The sequence below is a fragment of the Sulfurisphaera ohwakuensis genome (assembly GCF_009729055.1).
GTDB classification, from domain to species: domain Archaea; phylum Thermoproteota; class Thermoprotei_A; order Sulfolobales; family Sulfolobaceae; genus Sulfurisphaera; species Sulfurisphaera ohwakuensis.
The window spans coordinates 755,373-769,789 of sequence record NZ_CP045484.1; the positions used below are offsets into that span (position 1 = coordinate 755,373).

The 14,417-nt window shown below is 31.8% G+C and carries 11 protein-coding genes; 7 read left to right on the forward strand and 4 right to left on the reverse strand.

Annotated elements, in window-relative coordinates; genetic code table 11:
* Positions 1 to 66 precede the first annotated feature (66 nt).
* Positions 67 to 732, reverse strand: coding sequence for a transposase (locus tag D1869_RS04425; RefSeq protein ID WP_156014087.1), 666 nt, complete (start codon positions 730 to 732; stop codon positions 67 to 69).
* 449 nt (positions 733 to 1,181) lie between these two features.
* Entirely contained in the window at positions 1,182 to 1,496 is a 315-nt protein-coding gene (locus D1869_RS04430) for a DUF4322 domain-containing protein (protein WP_156014088.1), read from the reverse strand.
* Positions 1,497 to 1,687: 191 nt separating this feature from the next.
* Here D1869_RS04430 and D1869_RS04435 point away from each other — a divergent pair, with 191 nt between their 5' ends.
* Positions 1,688 to 3,484, forward strand: coding sequence for a thermopsin (locus tag D1869_RS04435; RefSeq protein WP_184651031.1), 1,797 nt, complete (start codon positions 1,688 to 1,690; stop codon positions 3,482 to 3,484).
* Here D1869_RS04435 and D1869_RS04440 read toward each other — a convergent pair.
* Positions 3,462 to 4,862 (reverse strand): glycosyltransferase, encoded by a 1,401-nt coding sequence (locus D1869_RS04440; protein WP_156014090.1) that lies wholly within the window; start codon positions 4,860 to 4,862, stop codon positions 3,462 to 3,464. The genes D1869_RS04435 and D1869_RS04440 overlap by 23 nt on opposite strands.
* Before the next feature lie 120 nt (positions 4,863 to 4,982).
* On the opposite strand from D1869_RS04440, the gene D1869_RS04445 reads away from it, so the two are divergent.
* The 6 genes from D1869_RS04445 to D1869_RS04470 all read left to right on the forward strand — a co-directional run bounded on the left by D1869_RS04445 (position 4,983) and on the right by D1869_RS04470 (position 13,338).
* Positions 4,983 to 6,197, forward strand: coding sequence for an MFS transporter (locus tag D1869_RS04445; RefSeq protein WP_156014091.1), 1,215 nt, complete (start codon positions 4,983 to 4,985; stop codon positions 6,195 to 6,197).
* An 81-nt stretch (positions 6,198 to 6,278) separates the two neighbouring features.
* A complete protein-coding gene (locus D1869_RS04450; RefSeq protein WP_156014092.1) occupies positions 6,279 to 6,800 on the forward strand; it encodes a type 1 glutamine amidotransferase domain-containing protein in 522 nt (173 codons plus the stop codon).
* A 34-nt stretch (positions 6,801 to 6,834) separates the two neighbouring features.
* On the forward strand, positions 6,835 to 8,142 hold the full coding sequence (locus D1869_RS04455) for a cryptochrome/photolyase family protein (protein ID WP_156014093.1): 1,308 nt from the start codon (positions 6,835 to 6,837) through the stop codon (positions 8,140 to 8,142).
* Between the two features lie 253 nt (positions 8,143 to 8,395).
* Entirely contained in the window at positions 8,396 to 10,645 is a 2,250-nt protein-coding gene (locus D1869_RS04460; protein WP_156014094.1) for a hypothetical protein, read from the forward strand.
* The gene (locus D1869_RS04465) at positions 10,611 to 12,596 is read left to right on the forward strand and encodes a hypothetical protein (RefSeq protein WP_156014095.1); all 1,986 of its coding nucleotides are present in this window, start codon (positions 10,611 to 10,613) and stop codon (positions 12,594 to 12,596) included. Before D1869_RS04460 ends, D1869_RS04465 begins: the two co-directional genes overlap by 35 nt.
* Positions 12,597 to 12,615: 19 nt before the next feature.
* The gene (locus tag D1869_RS04470; protein WP_156014096.1) at positions 12,616 to 13,338 is read left to right on the forward strand and encodes a glycosyltransferase; all 723 of its coding nucleotides are present in this window, start codon (positions 12,616 to 12,618) and stop codon (positions 13,336 to 13,338) included.
* 583 nt (positions 13,339 to 13,921) lie between these two features.
* Here the strand turns inward: D1869_RS04470 and D1869_RS04475 are convergent.
* Positions 13,922 to 14,230, reverse strand: coding sequence for a hypothetical protein (locus D1869_RS04475; protein ID WP_156014097.1), 309 nt, complete (start codon positions 14,228 to 14,230; stop codon positions 13,922 to 13,924).
* Positions 14,231 to 14,417 lie beyond the last annotated feature (187 nt).

Sequence of the window (14,417 nt, forward strand, 5' to 3'; positions counted from 1 at the left end):
TTTTATATCCACGTTAACTAGCTAGTTTAGTACAATACTGACGTCTCCCCACCCTAGAACGGTAGATCAAAACTCATCAGCCATATAATAATTTGATATAAGAGTAAACAGAATTATAAGAATAAACAAGAATATATCTGTATTTAAATAGTTGTTCAACTCAGACTCCAAGGAGAGGGAGAACTCACTCCTTGTTATACCTTGGGAAATAAGGAGTGAGTAAAGGAGTATCGCCAGTGAAATTACAAGAAATCTGAAGGAATACTTAGTTGAACTAGTAAAGGGTAAGAATGATTTTATAACCCTATAGGAAGTCTCTATTGGAGACCTTATAACATTATAAATCCTCCTAATTGACTTAGGAGATAAATCTAAGTTAGTAGCATAACCCAAGAGCTTCTCCTCCTTCCCATGCCCCTTGCTCTTAACCTTAGCCTTAATTGTCACAAGTCTGAATGTTACCTGCTCATCCCTCTTATGCCTCTTCGAGCTAGTAGTATAAATCTTATCCAATTCCTCCTTCACGTGAACAGTTCCAACGGGTACTGCCAAAACAAACTTGTACTTTAAAAGTAAGTTAAGTACGTCCAGGGTGTAGAACCCTGCATCAAGTACAATCATGTTAATCTTCACTATTTCCTCAGCTTGCTCTAAGAGTTGTTTTACAATCTCTCCCTTGCTCATCCCTTCTTTTATCATTACGAAGCCTAGTATCCAAGTTCTTTTTCTCACTTTCGCAGTTGCGGTTGCGAAGGACCAAGAGTACCCTTTCTTCCCCCCAACTACCTCTTCAACTTTTTCTCCGTATAGCAGTTTACGTAAAATCCTAACGATAAGATAGTTTTTAAATAAACCATTCTCGTTGGCGAAAATTCTTACTATAAAAACGATATAACTTATCCTATTTACTGAAATTAGATATAAGTATTAGAAAATTTTTTGTAATAATTATCTTGTGCAACGATTTTCCAATAAATGCTACTCCGTAGTACGTTATTTCCGTCCAGTCTATTGAGATTAGCAGTTGTTCTAATTTTCCTCGGTAATGCGAAATTCTCGGTACTATCGATAAAGTTTTTAGTTTAGTGTTTGGTTAAGTAAAAATATGAGGAGAAACTCCTCAGGTTAGTTGAGATATGTTTAGTTAATGCACTAGGTTTGATGAAAATCTTTAAACTGCGTTAAAGTAGAACAACTGCTATTGAGATGTTTACTGTTAGCCCTTTTAGTTTCATTGCTTCCTCTCTTGCCCTTTGTAGTAGTTTCTCTCCAATTTCTTCCCCTTCCCTTTGCGCGTGTAATCTAACTGTTTGCCCCGAGAGGTTGAAGTTCTTAGCAGTACCCTCTACTGATTCGTTTCTAAGTGATGCTAGTAATAGTGTTTTTCCCACTTCTTCTCCCTTATCTCCATTAAAGTCCAAGATTGAAATAACTTCTTTAACTACTTCTGCCAGGTTTTTACCGCGTGTAACTCGTATTACCTCTTTCTCTACCATATTTGGTAATACGAGTTACACGAAAATGAGTATTACATTCTTCATTTTTAGGCTGATAAACTTATATTATAATTATTTTGTTTTTATATTTTAAAACGATAAATCTTTTTTTGATCTATCGTAGGGCGGGGGGAAGTCAGACTCCTTGATTTTGTAAAAAATATTAATACCGGAATTAAATACAGCATTATGTGAGATATTTAGTATTTCTAATATTAATCCTTCCTCTATTTATTCCAATCTCATTAGCTTCAATTCCCCATCCTTCTTCTCAATATATTTATTTTAATGTAAGTTTATCAGAAGGGTATAAAATAGTAATAGTCTCCTATTCTAATCAAACTTTTCCACTTTTGATCTTTACTCCAACACAGTTTGCATACTGGATCAAAAACTTAACTACAAGTGCAATAGTAGTAACTAATATAAGCAAGGGAAATTATTCTTTCTATTTGCCTCAAGGGAATTACATTGTAGTCATAGATGGTTACAATAACTTTTATCCCTCTCCTCAGAACTATAAGTTGTATACTATACCTTACAATGTTTATGCGTTAATATCACAGCCAAAAAATGATTCAGCAATAGGTATAGCTGCTTATGGTGTAGGGAATAAGTCTTCATGCGTTATAACTACAAACGCAATATTAGGCTATTTTAATATATCATCAATCTATGCGTATAACTCCACGTTTTATGTTCCTTATGGTGCATCTCTACAATTAAATGCCGTATTACGTGGAGGTAATCAGAGTTTATTTTTGCAAAATGTAATTGGTTTTATTACGAATAAAAACATTTTACAGTTTGTTACAAACATTTGGAACTTAACTTCTCCCTTAGCAAGTTTAAATAACTCTTTCTTTTACTTTAACTCTACTTCTTATTTTACGTATAAACTTCCATTTGCTGGATATCTCATAATAAATGTAAGCAATGTGAGTGAGGGGGTAAAAATTTCCTTTGGATATATTATTATTCAAAACGGTTCAATAACAGAGCCAATAGTAAGGTTCTTTACTACTGTTTACTTTCCATTTAAAGGTTATATCCTTGTAGACCCTTTCAATTTAACCGGGAATTACCATGCTTATGATACTGAATTCGTTTTTGGAGGATATGAAGACGGTGAAATTACTACCTTTATTTCATTAAATGCAACATTAGCACTTTATTATAATTCAACTTATGGTTGGATTCCTTTTAGGTCAATTTACACTTATGGTGTAAATACTGGTGAAGGTGTAACAAATCTTCATGTTTCGTTACTTCATGGCTATGCTAACGTTTATGTGGGTAATGAGAGCTTATCCCTTCTCACAACTCATTTTAATCCATCAAATCCATATTTGCTTTACATACGTGTTCTCCCTTACAACTACTCCTTTTACGTTAATTCTAGTTATAAAATATATTTCCCAGAAAACATAAGTTCTAAATACGAAGTAGCTAGACTAAATTCCATCTATGTTAATGGCGTAAAAGTTAAAAACGGTTATGTAATTAGCTATAGTACTCTGCCTAAAGTAGTTGAGATTTATGTAAATTACACCTATTATTTTTACGTATCTATTATTCTACCTAATGGTAGTATATTAAGAGGCTGGTATAGTAATGGTAGTGACATAACGTTGCCAAAAGAAATTTACTTTAACAATAATGAAAGATATATTCTCACGGTAAATACAGTGTATGTTCAGCAACCTTTAATTAACTATACTCCAGAATATGTAAAGCAATTTAAGGTAATGGTAGATAACTCGACTTATTGGGTAAATCAAGGGAGTAATATAACCTTATATTCCCCTACATTTCTTATTTTAACAGTAAAATGGATAGGGACTTATAATGTAACTAACGGAGCAACAATTGAAGTTACTTCTCCTATAGTGGAGAAAGAAATAATAGGTATAAACTATGTAAACCTTTGCATTATATTAGTTTTAGTCATAGCCTTAACATGGCTTATAAGGCGTATTCTTTCATAAGTCTATCCATAGAACAAAAATCAGAAAAAGTATGGTAAGCATTATAGCCAACTTCATAATACTTGTTTAAAGCTTCCTTCACCTTTCTTGCGAATTCCTCATATTCTCTATCATATGTGTCTACTGGTAGAAGCTCGTATCTATCTTCTCCATAAAGCCAACCATTATACCCATCCTTAATAATCTCTGGTACAGCACCGTCTCTTGATGCTACAGAAGGAACTCCATTAACTCCAGCCTTCATAAAACTTGTTCCACTAGCCTCCCATCCAGAATATGGTGTAAATGTCCATATGTCACTGGACCATATTGCTAATTTCATTTGCTGTATATCTACTCCTTGAACGTAAATTACATTATTTCTTTTTTGAGCATATTCTTTAAACTTTTTCTCTAATTCTACACCATAATACTCATATGGATGAGCCTTCCCACCAATTATAAAAACGACATCATCCCTTAATTCGTCAATTAATCTTAATATGAATTCTGGTCTTTTATATTGAGTTATTCTTCTTACCCAGCCTATTGTGGGTTTATCACTCTCCTTTCCAAGTTTCTTTAAACTCTCTTTTTTCACTTCTTTTTTCCTCTTTGAAAAATCATCAATGTCTTTGACGTCATTTAATAATGGATGTCTCCATCTAGGTATTTCAACAGCATTCGTTATAGCCTTTATTTTATGCATATGATGTGGAAATGTTTTGCTTACGTGGTGAAGCATCTTTTTTGAGACTACTATTCCTTGTATAGCTGATGATAATCCTATTTCAGTCATAACAACTGGATCAAAGGGAAATTCAAAACCAAATTCTTCTTTGAAATATCTTGCTGGAAATGTAGGATGACCCCACGGTGCTGGTGTGTGTATAATTATTCTATATCTAGGAAAATATCTCAATAATGGTAAGAAAGACGGATATGCTTCTTGCAAGTCAACGTATTTTATCTTGTTCCAACCTATCTTCTCACTAATGTATTTCTCAGTTGCTTTAGCAAGGACTAAATATTTGTAAAATCTATCTTCTTCAGAATTCTCAATATAAAGTTTCTCGTTAAGTCTTGTAGCCCAATCTGGTGATAAAATGTTAATAAATATAGCTTTTGCAGTATTAAGTTTATACGTTAAGTATTCGATCTTTATTTTACCCTTTTTAAGTTCTATTTCGGTCTCCCATTCCTTAACAAGATTTTTGAGTAATTCTCTCTGTTTCTCCTCATTTCCAGTATATCCCTTTCTATAAAATAATGTAAAGACAGTGTACTCAATTCCTAATCTTGCTGAGGCATAAAACTTATCTCCTTCAAGAACGCCTAAACCACCTGCAAAGTTCTCACCAAAGTCAATTCCTAACTCCGCAGTGATACTGATTATCATGTGTAATTTCTTATGAACTTTACCTTTTAAGTGTTTCCGCATACAAATAATTTTTGCAAAATAATTTTTATTACAGTTTGGTACTGAAAAATTTTTTATCCCAAGATTTAAGGTTAAATTGTGGATAGGAACAAAATAGACATAATACTTCTTTTAATATCTAGGATAACGAGAAGCATAACAGCAGGGTTCCTTGCAGTTGTTATAGGTCTATATTTTCTTCAGATAGGTTTATCATTACTTCAGATAGGAGTATTATTTGGTGTAAGTGCATTTGCTTCTCCCTTAATAGCGTTTATCTTCTCTATTTTCGCTGATATTCAAGGTAGAAAAATAGCGTTATTAATCACCTTGTCCTTCCTTCCAATTAGTATACTCATATTATTGTTGACTAACAACTTTTACTTTTTAGCTTTAGCTTCTGCACTAGGTGGTTTCGGTATTGCTGGAGGTTTAGTCGGAGGAGGAATTGGTGCTACAGTTGCCCCCATTCAGACCGCTATTTTAGCAGAAAAAGCCAGTCAAGAAAATAGGACTAAAATATATTCTATCTTTACTTTAGCTTCAACCTATGCTGGAGCTGGTGGAGCATTGTTAAGTTATATCAAAAACTATGACGAACTTTTCGTTTTAGGTTTAGTCTTATCGTTAATCTCATTTATCGTATCTGTCCCAATAAGAGTATCCCCTATTATAAGGAGAGAAAAAGATGAAGAAAAGAATAAAGAAGAAAAGAATAAGGATTTGAACGTGATTAAGAAGTTCACATATACTGGAATATTTAACGGAATAGCACAAGGTCTTATAACACCATTTATTCCGGTGATTTTTGAGAAATTTTATTCATTAACTCAACCCGAAATTGGTCTAATTGTATTTTTTGGTGGAATAGTATCTGCTACAGTAATGTTCTTAACACCTTACTTTACTGAATTATTAGGATTTGTAAAATTCATCATTATAACCAGAGGAATTTCATCAGTTTTAGTCTTAATTTTCCCATTCCTTCATATATCACTGCTAGCGGAGATAGATTATGTTTTATTTACAACATTTAGAGTTTTTGCATTACCTTCACAACAAGCTTTAATGATGAATTTAGTAAGTGAAAGGAGAAGGGCTACAGCGAGTGGTATTAATCAGACAGCAAGACTGTTACCTTCAGCAGTGTCAACAACCTTATCTGGATTCTTATTAACTTTAGCGTTATCAATTCCCTTTATATCCTCTTTCATTGTGAACATAGTAAACCTGTTCTTATATTATAAGTTCTTCTGGGATATACCAGAAGCTCAAGCGAAAAAGAAAGTGAAATATGTTTCTATGAATGATTAGTTTTATCTAATCACATTGCTTGTAAAGATCACAAATCTAATGAATGATTAATTTTATCTACTTAAAAACCCAACTACTATTATGAAAGTTCTTTTCATAGTTGGAGATGAATATGAAGATATCGAGCTTCTGTACCCATTCTACAGAGTAATTGAGGAAGGATACCAACCAATTATTGCAGGTAAAGAGGCTGGGGCAAAGATTGTTGGTAAACACGGTTATTCAGTTGTGGCAGATATAGCATTTAAAGATGTGAAGGTGGAAGATTATTTAGCTTTAGTTATTCCAGGAGGAAGAGGGCCGGAAAGAATAAGAACTTTACCAGAGGTTAAAGAACTAACTAGGAGATTTTTCTTAGATAAAAAACCAGTAGCCGCAATCTGTCATGGTCCTCAAGTGCTAATATCTGCTGGCGTAATAAAAGGTAGAAAAGTTACTTCCGTTGCTTCAATTAAAGATGATATAATAGCGGCAGGAGGAGAATATGTAGATGCCCCTTTAGTAGAAGATGAAAACTTAATTTCCTCAAGACATCCTGGAGATTTACCCTACTTCACCAAAGGATTGTTAAAGGCTTTAAAAAGTGTGAGAGAAAAAAGCTAACACGAATTTTTTATTTTTTACTCCTTAATTGCATGTGGATTGTATATTCATATTTCGTAGAGACTTAAGGCTTGAGGACAACACAGCACTTAATTATGCTTTAAATGAGTGTGATAGGGTAATCCCAGTTTTTATAGCAGATCCAAGGCAATTAATTAACAACCCCTACAAGTCTGAGTTTGCCGTCTCTTTTATGATAAATTCATTGCTTGAGCTCGATGATGAGTTAAGGAAAAAGGGAAGTAGGCTTAACGTATTTTTTGGAGAGGCAGAAAAGGTTGTCGGTAGGTTCTTTAACAAAGTAGACGCTATTTATGTTAATAAGGACTATACCCCTTTTAGCATTTCAAGAGATGAAAAAATAAGGAGTGTATGCGAGGAAAATGGTATTGAGTTTAGAGAGTATGAGGACTATTTGCTTACTCCTAAATCATTGTTTCATCATAAGAACTTTACTTCTTTTTATAATGAAGTTAAGAAAATAAAGGTTAGAGAACCTGAAACTATGGAGGGTAAATTTGATGCTATGGATTCTTCCATGAGCGTAGATTTTCTCCTTACTTTTAAGAAAATTGAGTCTCCTCTGTTTCATGGTGGTAGGAAAGAGGGACTTTATCTATTACATAGGAATGTGGATTTTAGCAGGAGAGATTATCCAGCTGAGAATAATAATTTTAGATTATCCCCACACCTTAAATTTGGAACAATATCAATAAGGGAGGCTTATTATGCTCAAAAGAATAATGAGGAATTTATAAGAGAATTGTATTGGAGAGATTTCTTTACACTTTTAGCTTATTATAACCCTTATGTTTTCGGACATTGTTATAGGAAAGAATATGATAATATATCATGGGAAAATAATGAAAGTTATTTTGAAGTATGGAAAGAGGGAAGGACTGGTTATCCGATAATTGACGCTGGAATGAGGATGCTTAATTCAACTGGCTATATAAATGGAAGAGTTAGGATGTTAGTGGCCTTTTTCTTAGTTAAAGTTTTATTTGTTGATTGGAGATGGGGAGAAAGATATTTTGCTACTAAATTAGTTGACTATGACCCTGCTATTAATAATGGTAACTGGCAGTGGGTTGCCTCTACTGGTGTTGATTATGTGTTTAGAGTTTTTAATCCGTGGAAACAGCAAGAGAAATTTGATCCAGAGGCTAAGTTTATTAAAGAATGGGTTGAAGAGTTAAAAGACGTTCCATCGTCAATTATTCATTCCATCTATAGGACAAAAGTTCCTGGTTATCCTTCACCAATAGTTAACTGGTTAGAGAGGGTTAATTATGTTAAAAGTGTATATAGAAGTATTAAGACAGTCAATGATATTTTGTAGTAAATCAGAAATTTATGAAGATTCGTCTAATATATAGATGAACTAAAGTGAACATTACTGGTTAAAGTTTATAAGGAGTTTTGTGGTGTGATTAGATACAAGAGTTTTTCTTCTATTAAGCAAACAAGGTTTATTGATACTTCTATAAAACCTAATTTAATAATTAGATATGACTTAAGCAACTTCGAATCTTAATGAACGTTTCGTTTATATATGTGAATAGTTTTATAAAACTGTTAAATAGTTTAAGATTGTGCAAAAGCTCCTAGTTACTGTTTCCTTAGCTATATCTGTTCTTGTTATTACCATGTTAAAGTTACCTAATTATGCTATTTTATCCTCTTACTTGCTTGCAATCGCGTTTTCCACTCTTTATGGAGAAAGAAAATTTAACTTTCTCTTTATTCTTCTAATTTTCCCCTTTATAGCATCTAATTATATACCTTCATATGAACTTATGGTAATTGCAATAGCTTCTATATCTTCATTTTATTATCCTTCTATTTCTTACGTTCTAATACCTTTAGGTATAACCCTATCTCTATTTGAATCTTCATCTATAGTTGATCTTTATGTATTTCTAGGTCTTGTTGTTGCCTATAATCTTTTGAAGTATGATTCTAGGGGTATTGTAGCTTCGGGTATTATTTTCCTTATTTTATCACCTTTTGTTAAACCAGTATTGTTCGGTAATCTGGCTTATTTTAACCTTGTATTTGGTGTTATATCTTTAATAATGGAATCTTCACAAGTTAAGATACCTAAGAGAATTAAAGTACCTCTTACTCTTCTATTATTCCCTTTAACAACTTTCTTACTACCTCTACCTAGTTCTTATTATTGGTGGAATTTGGACTCTTTTCTGTTCAAGAACTTTTTATCTTTGTATATTCTTGGTTATGGTTATAACTTGAGGATAGATGAGTTTCCCTTATATTATGCTTCATATTTTCTAATATCGAAATTTGGTCAAAGCATAGGTTTACATATCCTTATATTTTTACTTTACTTTGCATCTGGAATGTCAGCTTATCTATTCTTTGAAAAGAACAAACTGTTACTTTCCTTTATCTATTCTGTTTTAACGCCAATTTTTCTTCCCTCTTTAACGTTAGCTTACATAACATTACCTTTATCACTTTACCTTGTAAATAAATTAGATATCAAAAGATTTCTTGCTTTTTCCAGTTTAACAGTTATATCTGGTTATGCTTTTCCATTTGTCTTTACACTATCTTCACTGCTGTTAAATAAACGGAAAGAGTATGCAGTTTTCTCGTTTCTATTCTCCCTATTTTGGCTTATTCCTTATATACTTATAGGTTTTCCTAATGAGAAATTTCCATTACCTTCTTTAGAAGTTTATATCCTTTTTACAGTAGCTTCAATTTTGGCTTTCTTTAGTCATAGAAAAGCTCTAGCTATTTTATTAGTTATTTCTTCAGCATATTTTGCTTTAGACTTGCCTTATTCAGCGATACTATTTCCTATCGTTATACTCCTATCTCTTCTACTTTCGCAAGAAAGTAAAGTTATTTTGCCTATTTTATTAATTACACTCGTAGTATTTCAAGGCTTTACATTGGCTCCTTCCTTGACTTTTAATGGTGTTCCTGCCAACGTACAGAAAATAGTAAACCAATTAGAAAATAGAAGCTTTGGTTTAGTAAAGTGGAATGGAAGTTATTCTTTGCTTTCACCATATCCTATAACAAATTCAAGCGATTTAGCTAAGTATATTGTTGTTCAACAAGATAAGAATTTTACACTCTCAAATAATTCCGTATATATAAATCAACCATTACCTTTAATAGTAAAGGTTAATCAGTCGTTAATTACCCCACCTAAAGTACTAAATATATCCGATTCTAATGTTACCGTTAAAGGAGATAGGATATATTGGAAAATACTAAGTGGTCCACAGACTTCTGAAATTTGGATCTCATTATCGGCTTTAGAGAAATTTGAGGGATATCTTTATTTCAAAATGAATGTTACTGATCTAACTTACTTTTACGTTATTTTATCTAGTCCCAGTGGAATTAAAGAGTTCAAGAATACCACCATTATACCGATAAATCAGTCTATTGATCTGATTGAATTATACTATTATGCGGAGGAACCAATGATAATTGAATTAATACCATATTATAATCAAAGTGGTAAACTAATACCTTTACTTCAACATATTATACCTTTTTCGTTTAAAGAGGAACAAACTGCTAATAAAATCCTTGTTAAACTTAATTTATCTACGGAGGTAAATGTGTCAATTCTAAAAGGATATGTTTACTCTGTCAACAACTCTAAATTCCTTAATTCTTCGACGATCTTAAAGCCTGGGTTATATTACGTGATAATTAGATCCGCTACACCTTCTTATCTAGGAATTAGTATTCTTGCTAGTGTTATATTCTTCATAATATCGTTACTCTATGTTATCTTCAAGGATTGGTTGGTGAGAATTTATGGAAAAATTAAACAGATTAATAAGGAGAATTGATATAATTTACCCTCTAATGCTTAGCGTTATAATCAATTATTTATGGTATAGAGGATTTCCTATTTATGCAGGAGACCAAGGAATTTTTATAGGCAACGGAGTTCAGTCTAACTATTTAATAAACCCCGTACTCTATGCTTTTACTAATTATCCCTATGGTTTTGTACCAGGGGTTAGTAGTACATCTTGGGTTAATCTTATCTTTCTTCCTTTTATCCCGTTTGGTAATCTTGGAGAGGAAGTTTTCTCAACGATTCTCTCAGTGTTAGGTTCAATCTATATGTTCAAAATTTCCTTAAGATATTACTCTGTTTTACCCTCAATGTTGGCTGTCTTCTTATACTTAACAAATTGGTTTATTTTTATAGGATTTATAGAAATGCCATATATTTTCTGGAATATAACCTTTATATATTTCTTTTTGCCAATCATACTTTATTACTCAATGTTATTGGGAGAAGGAAGTATCTCTTTCTTTAAGGCTTATTCTATAATTACAATTTTGACTACTTATTGTTTAGCATCATCTGGTGAAATTTTTCCAATAGTGTGGCTAGGTTTCGTTTTATTAATAGGATATTACCTAAGAAAAAGAATAATTGAACTTATCGTCATTACGCTTTCCTTTACAATCTCTCAATTTTACTGGATTTTCTCGTTTGCATCCTTTATTATTCCTAAACTTCAGAACATTACTAACGCTTCTACCTCTTTAGTAGTTCATCTATCTTCTTCTCCTCTATATGCTTCTATAACCTCGTACTTGTCTGCAGTAACTCCAGCGAAAATAAACTTAATCTTTCTGCTTATTATGAGTTTTATTTCAGCCTTAGCATTACTTTTAACCAACCATAGAGATATTAAATTCTTTTCTCTGATATGGTTAATAATTCTTGGTTTTGATTCCATTTCTCCTTGGTTACCTACAGAGGAATTTTTGGTTTTGCACTATGCATTTTTTGCAGTTCTTAGAACTACACAATTCGCTACTGCACCATTTGCAGGGTTACTCTTCTCTATAATTATACCATCATTGATAAAGAAATATCAAAAGGGATTTGTAATTCTATTTTTGATCTTATTTTCTATTTTTAATCTACCAATCTTGTCTGGGCAATTAGCTAATAGAGTAGACGTTCCCTCATATTTTCTTCAAGCAATTAATTATCTTAATCATCAGAAAGGAGATTTTACTGTTTTAGTTTTTCCAACTGTACAATATGGCTGGTACTCCACAACCTGGTATTATGGTAATAATATCTACCTATATTATTCTATCCATCCTATCCTTGTAGGTGGTATATATTCTGGGGCATATTTCTATTACTATTATTATAAGTTAAACTTCTTGTTATATAATCTCAATATTTCTAATAAAGGTGAGATGACAGAAATTTATAACTTTTTGCTTCTATTTAATGCAAAATATATAATTATTGAAGGAGATGCATATAGTAATATTTCATTTATTTCACTTTTATATTTGCCAGTAAAACCATATATTCAAAATTTAAATTATTTACAAAAACTTGGATGGGTTTCTTTAGTAGAAACTTTTGGCCCACTATATATTTACAAGGTCAATCTAAATTCGTCTTATGCATATTATACTAATTCCTCTACTATATCTCTTAGTGAGAATCTAAGTCGTATTTTGATTCCAGCGAAAATTGATTGGATTTCTCCTACCCAATTCAAAATCCCAGCTTATGCCTCTAAATATGTTTTACTTACTTTTGCCTATTCTCCGTATTGGGTCTCAAACTATGGAAAATCTGAGAACGCTTCTCTTTTCAACTTATATCACAGTGGAGGTAAGGAATTAGTTATACATGATACCTTAGAAGGAGAGTTGATGAAAGATGACATTTTAGCATTACTCTCAATTATTATTCCCATAATTATAAGTGAACTCGGTATGGTGATAATAAAGAGAAAAATTTTTAAATAGAAGAATTCAAAAATATATAATGCTTTACGTCATTATTCCAGCATATAATGAAGAACGAAGAATTTCGCAAACACTTTCTTTGATAAAACAAAAACTTCCTAATGTCGAAATAATAGTAATATTTGAAGGAAATGATAAGACTCCAGAGATAGTAAAAAGCTTTGGTGGTGTGGTATACGAGAATAAGACAAGGCTGGGAAAAGGTGGGTCAATAAAAGTTGGATTACAACTTGTTAATGGAGAAAAGGCATTAATCCTTGATGCTGACCAACCAACTACAGAAATAGAAAAAGTGACTAATGAAAATGCCGATCTTGTAATTGGTTATAGAGATTTAAGCAGTATGCCACCTAAAAGAAGATTTTTACATCATGGCTATATGTTTTTAGTTAAACTCTTATTTCCTTCTTTAAGAGGATTTAAGGATATTCAATCCGGAATTAAATTAATAAATGTAAGCAAGGCTAAAGAAGTCCTTAACGAGCTAGTAATGAACGATTATGTTTTTGATACAAACTTAGTCTATGCCTTTGTTAGAAGAGGATACTCCGTAAAAGAAATACCTGTCTCGTATAACCACAAGGAGGAAGACAGTAAAATATCTAAAAATTTAATTAAAATGATAATATTTATGTTCTTATCGTTAGTTAAACTTCGCATATATTATTCGCCCTTTAAAAGAATAATATATACAAAAACATTTTTAAGAGTACAAAACTGGTTAATCAATAAGTTGAGATGATGATAGGTCCGAAGACTAAGTGGTGAAGAGATCGATCCTTTCTGATAACAAGTCAATATTTCATAGAAAATTCCACGATTAGATATTTTTCAAAAAACTTCAAAGGCAAATTCTCTATCTTAAAACACTTGATCCTATCGTATATTTTGTGATAAGGATAAGTATTTGCGAAAAGCTAATGAAAATTATAAAATATATCGATTGTCGTATAATTGCTAACTAAGTAATAAAACTTGGTTATACATACAATTCCTAGAGAATATAAGCAAGTTCTCAGAACAAGAAAAGTAGTGTTTATTCCGCAATGTTCACGTCATATCATCAGCAAGGTTATAGACTCCTTTTAAGTAGAGTTAACTTACAACTTTTAATGTTAATATCACTTGTGCATTAAGAGATTAGTTACGAGAATTTATTATAATCATTTAAGTCCTATGAATAATATATTTGATGTAAAATGTGTAAATAAAATCTCCTAATTTTTAATGACAATTCAATGGGTTATATAGCACATTTCCTTTAATTTCAAAAAATAAATTACTTTATTGGAAGCTAGGAAATTATAACTGTTTAATATAAAAAATCACTTAGTTGTTACTTTACTTCTACCTTCCATTAATCCTCCAATAATACTTAGTATTGATAGTACGCATGGTGCGAATAATCCTACTATACCGCCTTCAATCATTAATTTCCAATCATTCTTATATACGCCGTAGAATGTTACAATAGATCCTATTAGGCCTATGATTCCTAGTCCAATTACTGCATCACCGGAGACCGCTAGCACTTTGACCAAATGATTGATTAATGGCTCTCTTGTTACAATGCTAGTTAGGCTAGCTACTATAGTAATTAATCCTCCAATTCCACTTATTATTCTTCCTATCATCTTCACTCACCAAATAAGAGTCTCAAAATATCACCTTTTAAATTTTACTATAATGAATTAAAGAAATACTCATTTCCGCTTAAAAACATAAATAAATACAAATATATGTTCGCATTTTATAAAAATAAATTTAACTCTGAAAAAGCAGAGACAATTGACCTTCTCTTCATGAAGAATAAAATATAGA